The 16,202-nt window shown below is 36.9% G+C and carries 15 protein-coding genes and 1 other annotated feature; of the genes, 14 read left to right on the top strand and 1 reads right to left on the bottom strand.

Annotated features, from left to right (window positions below):
• Window positions 1-71: 71 nt before the first annotated feature.
• Complete coding sequence (locus tag LJ207_RS07950) at window positions 72-509, bottom strand: OsmC family protein (RefSeq protein WP_229345847.1); 438 nt, start codon at window positions 507-509, stop codon at window positions 72-74.
• Between the two features lie 161 nt (window positions 510-670).
• Here LJ207_RS07950 and LJ207_RS07945 point away from each other — a divergent pair, with 161 nt between their 5' ends.
• From LJ207_RS07945 to aroC, 14 genes are all read left to right on the top strand, one after another.
• A complete protein-coding gene (locus LJ207_RS07945; RefSeq protein WP_369414176.1) occupies window positions 671-1,204 on the top strand; it encodes a transcription repressor NadR in 534 nt (177 codons plus the stop codon).
• 95 nt (window positions 1,205-1,299) lie between these two features.
• Window positions 1,300-1,497 (top strand): hypothetical protein, encoded by a 198-nt coding sequence (locus tag LJ207_RS07940; RefSeq protein WP_229345845.1) that lies wholly within the window; start codon window positions 1,300-1,302, stop codon window positions 1,495-1,497.
• 3 nt (window positions 1,498-1,500) lie between these two features.
• Window positions 1,501-2,976, top strand: a complete 1,476-nt coding sequence (locus tag LJ207_RS07935) for a sodium:solute symporter family protein (RefSeq protein WP_229345844.1) — start codon at window positions 1,501-1,503, stop codon at window positions 2,974-2,976.
• Window positions 2,977-3,008: 32 nt separating this feature from the next.
• Window positions 3,009-3,914: a quinolinate synthase NadA gene (gene nadA, locus LJ207_RS07930; RefSeq protein ID WP_229345843.1), complete on the top strand. Its 906-nt coding sequence runs from the start codon at window positions 3,009-3,011 to the stop codon at window positions 3,912-3,914.
• Between the two features lie 2 nt (window positions 3,915-3,916).
• Window positions 3,917-5,581, top strand: a complete 1,665-nt coding sequence (gene nadB / locus LJ207_RS07925) for an L-aspartate oxidase (RefSeq protein WP_229345842.1) — start codon at window positions 3,917-3,919, stop codon at window positions 5,579-5,581.
• On the top strand, window positions 5,568-6,404 hold the full coding sequence (nadC, locus tag LJ207_RS07920; RefSeq protein WP_229345841.1) for a carboxylating nicotinate-nucleotide diphosphorylase: 837 nt from the start codon (window positions 5,568-5,570) through the stop codon (window positions 6,402-6,404). The genes nadB and nadC overlap by 14 nt, the downstream gene beginning before the upstream one ends.
• A gap of 93 nt (window positions 6,405-6,497) precedes the next feature.
• Window positions 6,498-7,409, top strand: a complete 912-nt coding sequence (gene nadA, locus LJ207_RS07915) for a quinolinate synthase NadA (protein WP_229345840.1) — start codon at window positions 6,498-6,500, stop codon at window positions 7,407-7,409.
• Between the two features lie 318 nt (window positions 7,410-7,727).
• Window positions 7,728-7,975: a binding site (T-box leader), on the top strand.
• A 59-nt stretch (window positions 7,976-8,034) separates the two neighbouring features.
• Complete coding sequence (gene pheA / locus LJ207_RS07910; protein WP_229345839.1) at window positions 8,035-8,901, top strand: prephenate dehydratase; 867 nt, start codon at window positions 8,035-8,037, stop codon at window positions 8,899-8,901.
• 432 nt (window positions 8,902-9,333) lie between these two features.
• A complete protein-coding gene (gene aroF / locus LJ207_RS07905; RefSeq protein WP_229345838.1) occupies window positions 9,334-10,383 on the top strand; it encodes a 3-deoxy-7-phosphoheptulonate synthase in 1,050 nt (349 codons plus the stop codon).
• Window positions 10,376-11,293, top strand: a complete 918-nt coding sequence (locus LJ207_RS07900; protein ID WP_229345837.1) for a prephenate dehydrogenase — start codon at window positions 10,376-10,378, stop codon at window positions 11,291-11,293. Before aroF (LJ207_RS07905) ends, LJ207_RS07900 begins: the two co-directional genes overlap by 8 nt.
• Window positions 11,294-11,302: 9 nt before the next feature.
• Window positions 11,303-12,589, top strand: coding sequence for a 3-phosphoshikimate 1-carboxyvinyltransferase (aroA, locus tag LJ207_RS07895; protein ID WP_229345836.1), 1,287 nt, complete (start codon window positions 11,303-11,305; stop codon window positions 12,587-12,589).
• Between the two features lie 47 nt (window positions 12,590-12,636).
• Window positions 12,637-13,752, top strand: coding sequence for a histidinol-phosphate transaminase (gene hisC, locus LJ207_RS07890; protein WP_229345835.1), 1,116 nt, complete (start codon window positions 12,637-12,639; stop codon window positions 13,750-13,752).
• Window positions 13,749-14,798, top strand: a complete 1,050-nt coding sequence (aroF, locus tag LJ207_RS07885; protein WP_229345834.1) for a 3-deoxy-7-phosphoheptulonate synthase — start codon at window positions 13,749-13,751, stop codon at window positions 14,796-14,798. Before hisC ends, aroF (LJ207_RS07885) begins: the two co-directional genes overlap by 4 nt.
• Window positions 14,799-14,912: 114 nt before the next feature.
• Window positions 14,913-16,112, top strand: a complete 1,200-nt coding sequence (gene aroC, locus LJ207_RS07880) for a chorismate synthase (RefSeq protein WP_229345833.1) — start codon at window positions 14,913-14,915, stop codon at window positions 16,110-16,112.
• Window positions 16,113-16,202: the final 90 nt, after the last annotated feature.

Here is a 16,202-nt window from a genome sequence, read left to right as displayed (position 1 = left end):
AAAAACTCTGCAGAGAAAGCGAAAATGCCAATCTGCAGAGTTGTTTAGTTTTATTTTCTTTTAAAGAGAAATTATTTTACAGTAATCTTAACAGGGGTTTCATTAGCAAGATTATCACTAACCGGACATCTTTCTTCTACAGCTTCAACCCATTTAGCCAGAGTTTCTTCATCAGCATCACAATCAGCCTCTATTTCAACATTGATTGCCTGATAACCTGCTCTTCCTTCTTCACTTTGACCGGTGAATTTAGCTGGATCGAGATCTCCATTTAATTTAAAAGAAAGATCTCTCATCTCAATACCCATTTCTTTAGCAACCATATGACCAACTACATTTAAGCAGCCAGCAAGGGCAGCTAAAACATATTCGACTGGGTTTGGACCATCATTTGTTCCACCAAGATTTTCCGGTTCATCAACAGTGATCTTAAAACCACCCGGTGTTTCCACAACAACTTTGGTTGGATTTTCACTATTTGCACTTACAGAAAAATTTACTGCGGGCATCTTATCATCCTCCTATAAATTTTAGTTATTAACTTATGCTCTTAATTATTTAATTCTATATTAAACTACAAAATCCTGCTTCTGCAAAAAAATAACTTTAATTATTGAGCAAACTTTGATAAAATAAGTACATAACTCATTTTCAAGAGTTAATTAAGGTGGTGATAAAAATTAAAGCTGAAGAAAGGAGAAAAAAACTTTTAGAAATCTTAAGAAATTCAGAGCAGGCGGTAATAGGTTCCAAACTTGCAGAAGAACTTGGAGTCAGCAGACAGGTTATAGTTCAGGATGTTGCTCTTTTAAGGGCAAAAGGAGAAAATATTGTAGCTTCTTCTCAGGGCTATTTTTGTAGAGATAATTTTGGGATTAAGACCGTTAAGACAACTATAGCTTCCAAACATGATGATGGTTATGGCTTAAAAGATGAGTTGATGACAGTTGTCAATTATGGTGGTCGGATTGTTGATGTTAAGGTTGAACATCCGATTTATGGAGAGATAAGTGGTAATCTTCTTATCTCCAGCAGAGATGATGTGGAGAAATTTATCGATAGTTATCAGGAAAATAAAACTGCACTCCTTTCTGAACTGACAGATGGAGTCCATATTCATACAATTGAAGCGGTAAATGAAGAAGTATTAAATAAGATAAAGGAAGAATTAAGAAACAAGGGCTATCTTTTAGATGAAAAATAAATTCACTAATATATTTTTTTAGATTTGCTGTAAAGACAGCTGTAAACAAACAGGTGTAAAATTATGGCTGTTTAGATAATGGAGGGGTTGTTAAATTGAATAAAGAAGAACTAAAAAAATTGAGGATTTTTTGGCTAACTTTAATTTTTATGCTCGTAGTTTCTGCTTTTGCTGTCCCCTATCTTTTTTTCAGGGATAGCGGCAGCTTTTTTGGCTCATTTTTATACTGGATTATTTTTGCTTTGCTTGTTATTTTAGCGGCGATAAAAGTTACGGCTTACTGGAGGGATTAGACTATGGCAAGTATTTATCTTTATGGGGCCGTAATAATTTATATAATTGTGGGTTCTATAGTTGCTTTTTTGGCTAGAAAAGATATGGAAATGGGAGTAATGGAATACTTTTTAGATGACAGGAAAACAAGTGGTTTTGTAGCTGCCTTATCCTATAGTGCTACAACCTTTAGTGCCTTTATGATGATCGGTTTAGCTGGCTTTACTTATTCAGGTGGAGTTGGTGCTCTTGGTTTTGAACTGATCTATCTTTCAGGCCTTTCCTTGGTGGTGTTTTTTGGTCCCCGTTTTTGGTTGATTGGTAAAAAGAATAATTATGTCTCTCCCTATGAAATGCTGGGAGATCGCTATCAAAATCAATGGATAGCAGCTGCTTCTGCTATTTCAGCCTGTTTTTTTCTGATTCCTTACCTGGCTGTTCAGCTAATGGGAGTTGGCTATCTTTTAAGTTCTTTATCAGCAGGGGAAATACCCTTTATCAGTGGAGTTATTATTGCTGTTGTGCTGGCAATTGCCTGGGCTTTGATCGCTGGGATGAAATCTGTCACCTGGACAGATTCACTGCAGTCTTTAATCATGATGGTGGTTAGTCTTTTAATACTTTTTTTTGTGGTATATCAGCATTTAGGTGGTTTTAGAGCTTTTTTTGCTAGAATAAGCAGTGAACATCCGGAATTTTTAAATGTACCTGGCCCTGGCTTTTTTGATTTTAATACATTTTTAGCTTTGAGTTTACCCTGGTTTTTCTTTTCAATTTCTAATCCCCAGGTAAGTCAAAGGCTTTTTATACCTAAAGATTTAAAAGCAATGCGAACAATGATTATCGGCTTTTTGGGTTTTGGTTTTATTTATACAATAGTTTCAGTTGTCTGGGGCTTTTCTGCCAAGCTTTTGATTCCCGGCTTGGCAAATGCTGATCTGGCAACTCCCCAGCTGCTTGCCTCAGAATATGTTCCTACAATACTGGCTTTAACAGCTATGATTGGTATTACAGCAGCAGCAATTTCAACAATTGATTCGATCATGCTGACCTTATCTTCGATAGTTGTAAGAGATCTTTTTAAAAATTTAAGTGAAGAAAGAGATATTAAGCAGCTTAGAATAGCTAAAATAGCGATTATAGTGATAGCTATCTTTGGTTTTCTATTTGCCATCCAGGAATTAGATTTAATTGCCGCCCTTTCGGTGGCTTCATCAGTAGGTTTGCTGGTTGTAGTCCCCTCTATATTTGGCGCATTTTTCTGGAAAGGTGCAACAGCAGCTGGCTCCTTAAGCAGTATTATAATAGCTTCTTTTACTGCTGTTTATCTGCAGTTTAGTGGTTGGCAGCCTTTTGGCCAAGGAGCGGGGATCTGGACATTAATCGTCAGCACTTTGATTTTCGTGGGAGTTAGTTTAGTTACTGAAGCGCCAAGTGAAAAGGCAGATCAATTTATAGATTATTTAAATAAAGAATGTGAAGCAAAAAATATATTATAGTAAGTTAATTTTTAGAGGAGGTGCTTAATTAAATGTTTGAGCAATTAGATAAAATTGCTAAATACAAAAAAGAAAGAAATGCTGTTATTTTGGCCCATAATTATCAAGCTGATCTAATTCAAGATATTGCTGATTATGTAGGTGATTCTTTTGGCTTAAGTCAAAAAGCGGCCCAATTAGAAAATGATCTTATAGTTTTTTGTGGGGTCAACTTTATGGCAGAAAGTGCAAAAATTCTCTCTCCAGATAAAATTGTTTTAAACCCTGAGATCAATGCAGATTGTCCGATGGCAAGGATGGCAGGGGTAGAAAAATTAAGAGAATTAAAGGCAAAACATCCCCAAGCAGCTGTGGTTACTTATGTAAATTCCACTGCCGCAGTTAAAGCAGAAAGTGATGTCTGCTGTACATCTTCTAATGCTGTTAAAATTGTGGAGTCATTACCTCAAAAGAAAATAATATTCTTGCCGGATAAAAATTTGGCTGATTATGTTAACAAAAGAACAAATAAGGAAATAATTTACTGGGAGGGTTTTTGTCCTACCCACCACAGTGTAACTTTAGAAGATCTTAAAAAAAGCAGAGAGCTTTTTCCGAACACAGAAATTCTTGCTCATCCAGAATGTAGGGCTGAGGTTTTAGCAGAGGCAGACTATATTGGCAGTACTGCTGGGATTTTAAATTATGCCAGAGAAAGCAGTGCTCAAAGTTTTATCATTGGTACAGAGATGGGGCTCCTGCACAGACTTAAAAAAGAAAACCCGGCTAAAGAATTCCATCTTTTAAGTTCTCAGTTGATCTGTAGAGATATGAAAAAAACCAGTCTGGAAAAGGTAGCTAGAGCTTTAGAAAATATGGAAACTAAGGTAGAAATAGATGAAAAGATAAGACTTAAAGCAGCAAAAGCTCTGCAGGCGATGCTTGAAATAGGTGGTTAAAAATGAAATCCAAAAAGTATCCAGCTATACACAAAAGTGATTTTTTAGTGATAGGCAGTGGTATTGCCGGTCTTTATACTGCTTTGCAGTTGAGCGAATTTGGAAAAGTTGAAATAGTAACTAAAGAAAATATCGCTGAAAGCAACAGTCATTATGCCCAGGGAGGAATAGCAGCGGTGACCTCTGTTTTTGATTCTTTTGAGCTCCACATCGAGGATACACTTAAGGCAGGTGCTGGTCTCTGCCGCAGAGAAGCTGTGGAGCTTATGGTCAAAGAGGGACCAGAAAGGATCAAGGATCTCTTAGCAATAGGCTGTGAATTTGATCGGCAGGCTGGAGAGCTTGATTTAACTAAAGAAGGAGCTCACAGCAGAAGAAGAATCCTTCATGCCGGAGGTGATGCAACAGGTAGAGAGATCAGTCAGTCTTTAGTAGAGCAAGTTTTGAGTTCTAAAAAAATAAGGGTCAGAGAAAACACTTTTATGATCGATTTAATTAGAGAAGAAGTAGAGAAGGGCGAAAAAGTAGTCAAAGGAGCTCTGCTTGTAGAAGAAGAGAATAATCAGCAGCTCATTATTTTAGCTGAAGCGGTAATTATTGCAGCTGGTGGGTGTGGTCAATTATATAAAAACACCAGTAATCCTCAAGTTACCACAGGAGATGGTATAGCTGCAGCCTATAGGGCAGGAGCAGAAATTATGGATATGGAATTTATGCAGTTTCACCCTACTATTCTCTATAATCCAGAGGGAAGCAAATTTTTGCTTTCAGAAAGTCTTAGAGGTGAAGGAGCTGTACTGCTTAATGCTGAAGGAGAACGTTTTATGGAATCCTACCATGATTTAGCTGAACTGGCACCACGGGATATAGTTTCTCGAGCTATTACTGCAGAAATAAAAAAATCATCAGCTCCCTGTGTATATTTAGATCTAAGGCAAAAAGATAAAAAATATTTAAAAAAACGTTTTCCCACCATATATCAAGAACTTAGAAAAGAAGGTATTCAAATGGAAGAGGATTTAATACCCGTTATTCCAGCAGCCCATTATTTAATGGGGGGAATAAAAACTGATTTAAATGGTTTAAGTTCTCTAAAAGGCTTATACTGCTGTGGAGAAGCTGCCTGTACAGGTGCTCATGGAGCCAACAGATTGGCCAGCAATTCACTGCTGGAAGCACTTGTCTTTGCCAATAGGATCTGTCAATATCTTAAAGCTAAAAATGAAGAAAAAACTAAATCAGCTGCTGAAGAAAGTTATGATTTTGCCCTTGATTTTATGAAAAAACGGCAGAAAGAATATTATCCCATAGATGATTTAGAGGCAGAAGCTTTAGCGAAATTGAAAGCAGAACTCAAAACAATGATGGAAAACTTGGTCGGGATAGAAAGAGATAAAACAGGCTTATTAGAGTTAAAACAATGGCTGAAAGAAAAAAGCCTTTATTTAGAAACAGAATTAACAAAAGAGATATTTTCTAAAAAAAGCTGGGAGTTAAAAAACCTCTTTCAAACTGCAGAATTAATAACTAAATCAGCTTTAATTAGAGAAGAAAGCAGAGGTGCCCATTATAGAAGTGATTTTCCCAAGAGCAGAAAAAAATGGGCAAAAAAACACATAATTCACAGCAGAGAAGAAGCGGAGGCCAGAATAGATGTTATTAAATAAATTTACTTTAAATGATATTATAGAAAGAGCGATTCAAGAAGATCTTGGTTATGGTGATCTGACAACTGATAATTTAATTGCAGCATCAGCCAGCAGCAAAGCCCAAATAACTAGCAAAGAAGAAGGAGTAACAGCAGGACTTGAAATTGCCAGAGCTGTTTTTCATCAATATGATCCAGATCTAAAGTTCAAGGCTCTGCAAAAAGAAGGAGATAAACTGCAGGCAGGTACTGTAATAGCAGAGGTTGAGGGCTCAACTAGAAGTATTTTAAAAGCTGAACGTTTGGCCTTAAACTTTTTGCAGCGTTTGTCGGGAATAGCCACTAAAAGCAGAGAATATGTTGAGCTTGTTGAAGCCTATCCAGCTCAAATAGCTGATACAAGAAAAACAACCCCTACTTTAAGAATGCTGGAAAAGTATGCAGTTAAGGTGGGAGGAGCCAAAAATCACAGAATGGGGCTTGATGATTGTGTGATGATCAAAGACAATCATCTCAAAGCAGCAGGAAGTATAAAAAAAGCAGTAAAAAAAATTAAAGCAAATATATCTCACACCACAAAAATAGAGATTGAAATAGATCAACTACCCCTATTAGAGGAAGCCTTAGCAGCAGAAGTAGATATTATACTGCTGGATAATATGAGTCCTGAAGAATTAAAAAAAGCTGTGCAAATTGTTGATGGTAGAGTAATCTTAGAAGCTTCAGGTGGTATAACAAAGGAAAATGTAGCAGCAATAGCTGCTTCAGGAGTGGATATTATATCTGTGGGTGCTTTAACTCATCAGATAAATTCGATCGATATTGCTCTTGATTTAGAATAAGCTTGGTTAATCAGTATTGAAGGCTAGCTGAGCTTAGTTAATTGAGATGAGAGTTGAGTAAAGATTTAGAACACAAAATTGGGGGTATTCTAAATGAATAATTCAAGAGAAAAAATTGCTAAGTATAAAAAGCAACAAGACGCGGAGGTTTTGGCCCACTATTACCAGCCGGAAGAGATTCAGGATATTGCTGATTTTGTCGGCTATAGTGAAGAATTAAACCAAAGAGCTTTAAAAAGTAGAGCTCAGATACTGCTTTTGTGTGGGGTTAATTTTATGGCCCAAAATGCAAAAATTGTAGCCCCAGATAAGCGGATAATAATTCCTGAGATTATGGCAGACTGTCCGATGGTTAAAAAGGCAAATCTTCAATGTTTAAATGAAATGAGAGAAAAACATCCTCAGGCAGCAGTAGTTAGTTTTATCAACTCATCTGCCGAGGTAAAAGCAGAAAGTGATATTTGTTGTACAGCAAATAATGCTTTAAAGATAATTAACTCACTTTCCCAGTCAGAAATAATATTAGTGCCCAATAAAAATTTAGGTGAATATATCAGCCAGAAAACAAAAAAGAAAATATACAGCTGTGCCCATCCCTGTCCAACCCATAATGAGGTCACTATTGATGATTTAAAGAGGATTAAAAAACAGTATGCAGATGCTCCAATCCTTGTCAATTTAGACTGCAGAGCGGAAGTTAGAGAAAAAGCAGATTTTGTTGGTGATCCAGATCAAATTATAAAATATGCAAATAGCAGTAAAGCTAAAAAAATGATCATTGGTGCAGAAAGAGGTCTGCTTTTTAGATTGAAGAGGCAAAATCCCAGAAAAAGATTTTATCTTTTAAGTCCCCACTTGATTTGTCAGAGCATGAAAATTAATAATCTCTATAAAACTTCTCAAGCCTTAGAGAATTTAGAAATAGAAGTTAAAATAGATGAATACATCAGATTAAAAGCAGAACATGCTCTTAAAAAAATGAAGTATTATGAAAAACTCCATTGATTTTTAACTAATCCCTGTATGCAGTTATATAAACTTTAAAATCATTGCAATAAGAGAAAACTTAGAATATACTTTAGGCAAGTAATAATTAATCTCTAAAAATTAGAATGATTTTAAAGGAGCAAAAAAGATGATTAAAATAATACTGCAAAAATATGAGGAGTTTGTTTTTAGTCTAATTGCTTAATAATTAAATATAGATACTGTTTAAAAAGTTTTAAAGTTAATTCCAATTTAACCCTGCCGAGCTAATTTTGAAAAAAGCTTGACAAGAGCATAATTTTAAGATAAACTAAAAAAAATCGAAGAATATAAAATATAAAAACTTTGATCAGGGAAAGTAATTAAATTTTATCTATTTCAGCGAAGCAGGGTTAGTGAGAGCCTGCCAATGGGTAATTTGGTGAAGTTCCCCTGTGAGTTGTCGGCTGAACACAAAAGTAAGCTGGACCGGTTTTCTACCGTTAACTAGATAGGTTATTGGAATAATTAAGATTCCTGTAGCTGATGAGTGGGCTTTTTAGCCAAAAAGATTGGTACCACGAGATTATAACCCTCGTTCTTTAATTAGAACGGGGGATTTTTGCATTTATAACTATAAAATTATTTTATGAGGAGGAGATCGATGAAGAATTTGGATTATGCTTATTTAGGACCACCAGGGACTTTTAGTGAACAGGCTATTTCTGCTTACTGCAGCAGTTATGGTGGTAGAACACATGCTTGTGATTCAATTCGAGATATTGTAGAAGCTATTGTTAAGGATGAGTTTGATCTTGGACTATTACCCTTAGAGAACTCTCTAGAAGGTTCGGTTAATTTGAGTCTGGATCTCTTGTATAAGCATTCAGAATTAAAACTTTACAGAGAGATAGTTTTACCGATTGCTCATTATTTACTGGCAGCTCCAGGGGTCAAAAAAGCGGATATTAAAAAAATATATAGTCATCCTCAAGCAATTGCTCAATCTGGAGATTATATCAACCAGCATTTAAGTGAAGCAAAAATAGTTTATACTGATAGTACTGCTGCAGCTGCTGCAGAAGCTTTAAAACATGATGATAGAGCTGTAATCGGTTCAATCAGATTGGCCGATATTTATCAGCTTAATATTCTGGCAGAAAACCTGCAGGGAGACCTACCCAATGCAACTCGTTTTGTGCTGGCAGCTAGAGCAGATAAAGACTTCAGTGATAAAAAACATCTGGGTAATAATGCAGAAAGTCAATTTAAGACTTCAATTATTTGTGCACCAGAGGTTAATCGAGCAGGTGTTTTACATGAGATCTTAGGGGAGTTTGCCAAAAAAGAGATTGATTTAAGCAGAATAGAATCCAGACCGACAAGACAGAGGTTGGGCGAGTATTTATTTTATATTGATCTAATGGGATGTAGTGAAGATCCCGAATTAAAAGAGGCATTAGCTGAGGTTGAAGCTATGTCAGGCTATTTTAGGCTTTTAGGTTCATATCCCAAAACAGTTATAGAATAATTTTACTGCACCTTGAAAAATAAATATTTGGGCGAAAGCGGAACTTTAATTTGACAAATTAAAATTCTCCTGCTATAATACTGATTAATAAATTAAAACTCTTAAAAACTTTGAAAGAGGATCCAGTAAGCTATAAGCTGAAATACACCTCTTGAGTTGCCAGCTGAAAGTGAAAACGATTAAGCTAAGGACGTTTACCGGCGTTACTCGGTGCGGAAGTGTTGGCTTCCAGTAGAGATGATCTTGAGAGATTTTTATACTTTTTGAGATTAAAACAGGTGGTACCGCGATTATAATCGCCCTGAGATGGGGCGATTTTTTGTATTTGTAGAGTAAATTATTGGAAATAGTTTTGGCTTAAAATTTAAAAGGCTAATAATTAATTATTTTTAAAAATTAAAGGATTTAAAGAGAAGAGAGGAGTTATAAATTATGATAGCAGTACTAAAAAGAAATGCAAGTGAGGCTGACAAAGACAAGGTAATCGAGGTAATTAAAAGTGAAAATTTTGATGTACACCCTATTCAGGGAGTAGAAAAGACCATTATTGGGGTACTTGGTAATCAAGATAATAGGGTAAAACTAAAAGAAAAATTGATGACAATGGGATGTGTAGAAAAGGTAGTTGTAATCTTAGAACCATATAAACTTACAAGCTGGAACTTTAAACAGCATAAAACCGTGATCGATTTAGGTGATGGGGTCAAAGTTGGTGGAGATGAGCTGACAGTAATGGCAGGCCCCTGTTCAGTAGAAAGCAGAGAACAGATCTTAGAAACAGCCAGGATTGTAAAAGCCGGTGGAGCTCAACTGCTTCGCGGTGGAGCATTTAAACCGAGAACCTCACCCTATTCTTTCCAGGGTTTAGGAGAAGAAGGTTTAAAATATATGGCAGAAGCAAGAGAAGAAACAGGCTTAAAGATAATCACAGAATTGATGGATATCGAACACATAGATGTGATCATGAAATATACAGATGTGATTCAAATTGGAGCCCGTAATATGCAGAACTATTCTCTTTTAAAAGCGATCGGTAAATTAGATAAACCGGTAATGCTAAAAAGAGGGATGTCAGCAACGATTAAAGAATGGTTGTTAGCTGCTGAATATGTGATGAATGAAGGTAATCATGATGTGATTTTATGTGAGAGAGGGGTTAGAACCTTTGGTGAAGAAACAAGAAACACCATGGATTTAAGTTCAATTCCTTTAGTACAGCAGATCAGTCACTTGCCTATAATTGCAGATCCAAGTCATGGTACAGGCCGCTGGGAGCTGGTAACCCCTGTTGCCAGAGCAGCAGCTGCAGTTGGAGCAGATGGAATCATGGTTGAGGTTCATCCTGAACCACAAAATGCTTTATCTGATGGACATCAATCCTTAAAACCTGCTAATTATCACCTGATGATGGATGAACTGAGGGCCATTCACAGTTCTATTCATCGCTTTGATTCCCGGGAGAAGAAAATCGCTTATGCCTAGTTTTAAAAAAATAGCTGTTGTCGGGGTGGGCTTGATTGGTGCCTCCCTGGCAGCAGCTTTTAAAAAATATCTTGAAAATGTGAAAGTTTTAGCAGTTGATAAGGATAAAGAGGTGATAAAAAAGGCAGAAGAGCTTGCAATAATAGACAGGGGATTTACAGAAATAGCTGCCAATTTGAATCAAGCAGATCTGATTTTTATTGCTGTACCTGTTGCTAAAATAGGAACAGTGGTCAGAGAAATTGCCGAAAATTCTTCTCAAAGTCAGCTCATAGTTGATGCAGGCAGCACCAAAAAAGCTGTTATGCTGGAAGCAAGAGAAATCCTGAAAAATAAGCCGCAGAGATTTATTGGGGGCCATCCGATGGCAGGTTCTCATAACTCAGGTATAGACTGGCATCAGGCAGATTTATTTATTGATGCCCCATTTATCTTAACCCCAATGCTTGAAGCTCCAGCTCTTGAAACTGAGCTTTGTACTCAAAAAGAAGGAATTTTAAAAGCTTTAAGCAGCAGAGAAAAAGAAGATTTAAAAGTATTAGAGGAGATTATAGAAAAAATCGGGGCAAAAAGTTATTTGATGTCTGCAGAAGCCCATGACCATAAAACAGCATTTGTCAGCCACTTACCCCATCTTTTATCTTCAGGTCTGGTAAATCTAATTGAACAGCAGCAAAACAAAGGTGATTTTTTAGAATTATCAGGGAGTGGATTTAAAGATATGACGAGGATTGCAGGGGGTTCTGCAGAATTATGGCAGGATATTATTCTCAGTAATAAAGCAAATATCATTCAGGCTCTCGATGAATATCAGCAGCTTTTAGGAGAGTTAAAAACAGCTTTAAAAGCTGGAGAGCAGCAAAAAATATATGATTTTTTAGCAAGAGCAGCAGAACTAAAGAAAAATTAGGAGGAGATTATGGATTTAATAGTAGAAAGAAAAAGAAAAGTTAGTGGAGAAATTAAGGTGCCGGGAGATAAATCGATTTCCCATCGATCTTTGATTTTAGCTTCTATTGCAGAAGGTGTCAGCAAAATTGAAGGTTTACTGGAAGCAGAAGATTGTTTAAGTACAATGCAGATTATGAAAGATTTAGGAATAAAAATAGAGAAAAAAGCAGCAGGTAGTTATCAGGTTTATGGTAAGGGTTTAGATGGGCTCGAAGAAGCAGATGATGTTCTAGATTGCGGTAATTCGGGAACTTCGATGAGACTTTTAACAGGCCTTTTGGCTTCTCAGGATTTCTATTCTGTGCTGACTGGGGACCATTCACTGCGTAAAAGACCAATGCAGAGAATTATTGGACCTCTTTCAAGAATGGGAGCTCAGATCTGGGCTCGCAAAAATGGATTGGCTCCAATGAGCATTAGAGGACAAAAACTTGCTGCCCTAGAATATACCTTACCGGTGGCCAGTGCTCAACTTAAATCTTCAATCCTGCTGGCAGCTTTAAAATCAGAGGGAGAAACAATTGTTAATGAGCCTGCAGTATCCCGTGATCATACAGAAAGGATGCTTAAAGGAGCAGGGGTTGAGATAGATATTGAAGCAGATAGAATAGTTTTAAAAGCAGCAAAAAAAAGAAAATTAAATTCTTTTGAGATAAAAGTACCTGGTGACATATCTTCAGCTGCATTTTTTATCACTGCTGCCTTAACAGCAGATCAAGGAGAGCTCTTGATTAAAAATGTTGGCTTAAACAAGACCAGAAGTGGTTTTATAGAAGTTGTTCAAGCAATGGGAGGCGAGATTAGCCTTATAAATAAAAAAGATCAAGGTGGAGAACCAACTGCTGATATACTTGTTAAAGCTTCAGACTTAAAAGGTTGTGAGGTCAGTGGAGAGATAATTCCCAGATTGATCGATGAGATTCCAATTATTGCTGTTTTAGCAGCAGCTGCAGAAGGTAAAACAGTAATTAAAGATGCAGAAGAACTGCGGGTCAAAGAAACTGATCGGATTTCTGCGGTTGTTAATGAATTTAAGAAATTAGGAATAGATATAGAAGAATATCCAGATGGGATGATAATAAAGGGGCCGGTTGAAGTTGAAGGTGGAATAGAAGTAGAAAGTTATCATGACCACAGAATTGCCATGTCTTTAGCAGTGTTGGCCTTAAGAACTAAAAAAGGTTTAACAATTAAGGGAAGTGAAATTATAAATACTTCTTTTCCCGGTTTCAAAGAGCTTTTAGCTTCACTTTAATTAAAACTTATTTAAAAGAATATTTAGGACAAAGGGAAGGTGAGTTGATGAAAAGTTTATTTGATGGAGTAACTGAGGGTGTAAAAAATATGAAACGATATCAGGCAGGTAAAAGCATAGAAGAGGTCAAAAGAGAATTTGGCCTGGATAAAATTGTTAAGCTTGCTTCAAATGAAAACCCCCTGGGACCTGCTCCAGAGGTAATAGAGACAATTAAAAACGAGGCAGAAAATGTTTATCTTTATCCAGATTCAGACAGCAGAATCTTAAAAGAGAATTTAAGCAAACATTATTCACTGCCCCTTGAAAATATATTTATCGGTAATGGCTCAGATGAAATTTTGGATCTTTTGATGACCCTGCTTTTAAATGAGGGTGATCAAATAGTTCAGGGAGACCCTTCATTTATAAAATATGAACTGGCAGCTAAGTCTAGGGGTGGAGAAAGTATTAAAATAGAATTAGATGAAAATCACCGCCTACAGCCAGAAAAAATGTTAGAGGCAATCACAGATCAGACCAGGGCCATTTTTATCTGTAACCCCAATAATCCAACCGGAACTATGCTGGAAAAAAAAGAAATCGAGGCACTTTTAAAAAAGGTGCCTGAAGAAGTGCTTTTTGTGGTTGACCAAGCCTATTATGAATATATGACAGCAGAAGAGTATTTTGATGGAATAGAATTGCTTGCACAATATCCTAATCTCTTTTTGATGCGGACTTTTTCTAAGGCTTATGGAATGGCAGGTTTAAGGGTAGGTTATGGATTAGGCAACCCTAAACTTGTTGATTATTTAAACAGGATTAGAGGACCTTTTAATGTCAACAGAATAGCTCAGGTGGCTGCGGCTGCAGCCCTTGAGGCAGATGATCATCTGCAAAAATGTTATCAGTTAAATAAAAAGGGGAAGGCATATCTTTATCAGCAGTTTTCAGAACTTGATCTGGAATATATAGAGACCCAAAGTAATTTTATGATGGTAGATACCGGAATAGCGGCAGAAAAAGTTTTTAAAGAACTACAGCAAAAAGGTGTAATTATTAGACCAGGTCATCAATTTGGCATGGAAAGCTGGATTAGGTTAACAATCGGCACCCAGGCAGAAAATGAATTTTTTATAGAAAAGTTAAAAGACTTATTAAAAGGAGAAGATAAATTATGATTGCGGTATTAAAAAATAATGCAACAGAGGAAGACAAGCAGAAAGTTATAGATCTGATAGAAGAGCTTAATTTTGAAGCTCATCCTAATACAGGAGTTCAAAAAACAATAGTTGGTGTTATTGGCTCACCTGATAACAGAACCTTTTTAAAGGAAAAGCTGATGACCATGAACTGTGTAGAAAAAGTCGTTGTGATCTCAGATCCATATAAGCTTACAAGCTGGAACTTTAAACAGCATAAAACGGTGATCGATTTAGGTGATGGGGTCAAAGTTGGTGGAGATGAGCTGACAGTAATGGCAGGCCCCTGTTCTGTAGAAGGTAGAGAACAGATCTTAGAAACAGCCAGGATTGTAAAAGCCGGTGGAGCTCAACTGCTTCGCGGTGGAGCATTTAAACCGAGAACCTCACCCTATTCTTTTCAGGGGTTAGGAGAAGAAGGTTTAAAATATATGGCAGAAGCAAGAGAAGAAACTGGTTTAAAGATAATCACAGAGCTGATGGATATCGAACACATAGATGTGATCATGGAATACACAGATGTGATTCAAATTGGAGCCCGTAATATGCAGAATTATTCTCTTTTAAAAGCGATCGGTAAATTAGATAAACCGGTAATGTTAAAAAGAGGGATGGCAGCAACGATTAAAGAATGGCTTTTGGCTGCCGAATATGTGATGAATGAAGGTAACCACAATGTGATTTTATGTGAGAGAGGGGTTAGAACCTTTGGTGAGGAAACAAGAAACACCATGGATTTAAGTTCAATTCCTTTAGTACAGCAGATCAGTCATTTACCGGTTATTGCAGATCCAAGTCATGGTACAGGCCGCTGGGAGCTGGTAACCCCTGTTGCCAGAGCTGCAGTAGCAGTGGGAGCAGATGGAATCATGGTCGAGGTTCATCCCGAACCACAGAATGCTCTATCTGATGGACCCCAGTCTTTAAAACCTGCTAACTATAATCTGATGATGGATGAACTGAGGGCAATTCATAAAACTCTGGATACTTTTAAGGCTAGAGAAAAGAAAGTTGCCTTTGCTTAAAATAGTTTAGCTTAGAGAAGATCAATGAATATAAAGCAGATAAAACAGCCCTTTAGCATAAGCTTTAAAAGCAGCAGCTGAGGGCTGGATTATTATTGAGGGAGGTTAATTATAATGTTTGAATATTTAACAGCTGGAGAATCTCATGGGCCGCGTTTAACTGCAATTATTAAAAGCCTGCCAGCAGGTTTAAAAATAGAGCTAGATCAAATAAATGAACAATTATATAGAAGACAACAGGGTTATGGTAGAGGTGGCCGGATGAAAATTGAGAGTGATAAGGTAATTATCAATTCCGGACTGCGGCATAAAAAAACCCTTGGTTCTCCACTCAGTATGACGGTGGAAAACAAGGATTGGCAGAATTGGCTGGAAATAATGGCCCCTGATAAAGAAAGAGCAGAAGCAGTTGAGGCTCTTACAAATCCCAGACCAGGACATGCAGATCTACCAGGTGCCTTAAAATATAATCAGCTCGATCTGCGCAATATTTTAGAAAGAGCCAGTGCCAGAGAAACAGCTGCCAGAACAGCTGTGGGAGCAGTAGCCAGGCAATTTTTAAATGAACTTGATATCAATATCTATAGTCATGTAGTTCAGGTTGGCAATATAAAAAGCAAAACTTGGAATCAAATTAAAGCTGACTCTCCAGAGAGATTTAGTTCAGAAGCTGCCAAAGAGCAGTATTTTGCTGAACTTGATAAAACACCCCTCCGCTGTGGAGATGGGCAAAAAACAGCAGAAATGATAGAATTAATCGACAGCTGGAAAGAAAATGGGGATTCTGTAGGTGGAGTTTTTGAAATAGTTGTAAGTGGAGTTCCGGTAGGAATAGGCAGTCATGTTCACTGGGATTTAAAACTAGAAAGCAGGCTTGCTGCCCAATTAATGGGACTTCAGGCTATTAAAGGAGTTGAAATAGGAGCTGGGTTTAAAGGTGCTGCCATGCCTGGTTCAGAGGTTCATGATGAAATCTATTATGATAAAGAAAAAGGCTTTTTCCGCAGTTCTAATCAGGCAGGTGGTATTGAAGGTGGGATGTCAAATGGTGAAGAAATAGTGATCAGACTTGCCATGAAGCCGATTCCAACCCTTGCTAAAGCCTTAGAAACTGCAGATTTGATCTCTAAAGAAAAGCGCACAGCAGCCAAAGAACGCTCAGATGTTTGTGCAGTTCCAGCTGCTTCAATAGTTGGTGAGGCAGTAACAGCATCTGTAATTGCTCAAAGCTGCAGCAGTAAATTTGGCGGAGATAGTATGGAAGAAATCAGGCGTAATTATGAGAGCTATTTAGAATATCTAAGCAATTTTTAAGCTTAAATATATAGTTTTTTAAACTTTCTCTCACATTTTCATCACATTCATTCTCTATACTGTATTTAAGAAATGAGAAAGGAAGTGGAT

Source organism: Halanaerobium polyolivorans, assembly GCF_020711195.1.
In the GTDB taxonomy this organism is placed as follows: Bacteria; Bacillota; Halanaerobiia; order Halanaerobiales; family Halanaerobiaceae; genus Halanaerobium; species Halanaerobium polyolivorans.
Note: the sequence above shows the minus strand (reverse complement) of the source record. Positions and strands in the feature narration are given on the sequence as shown.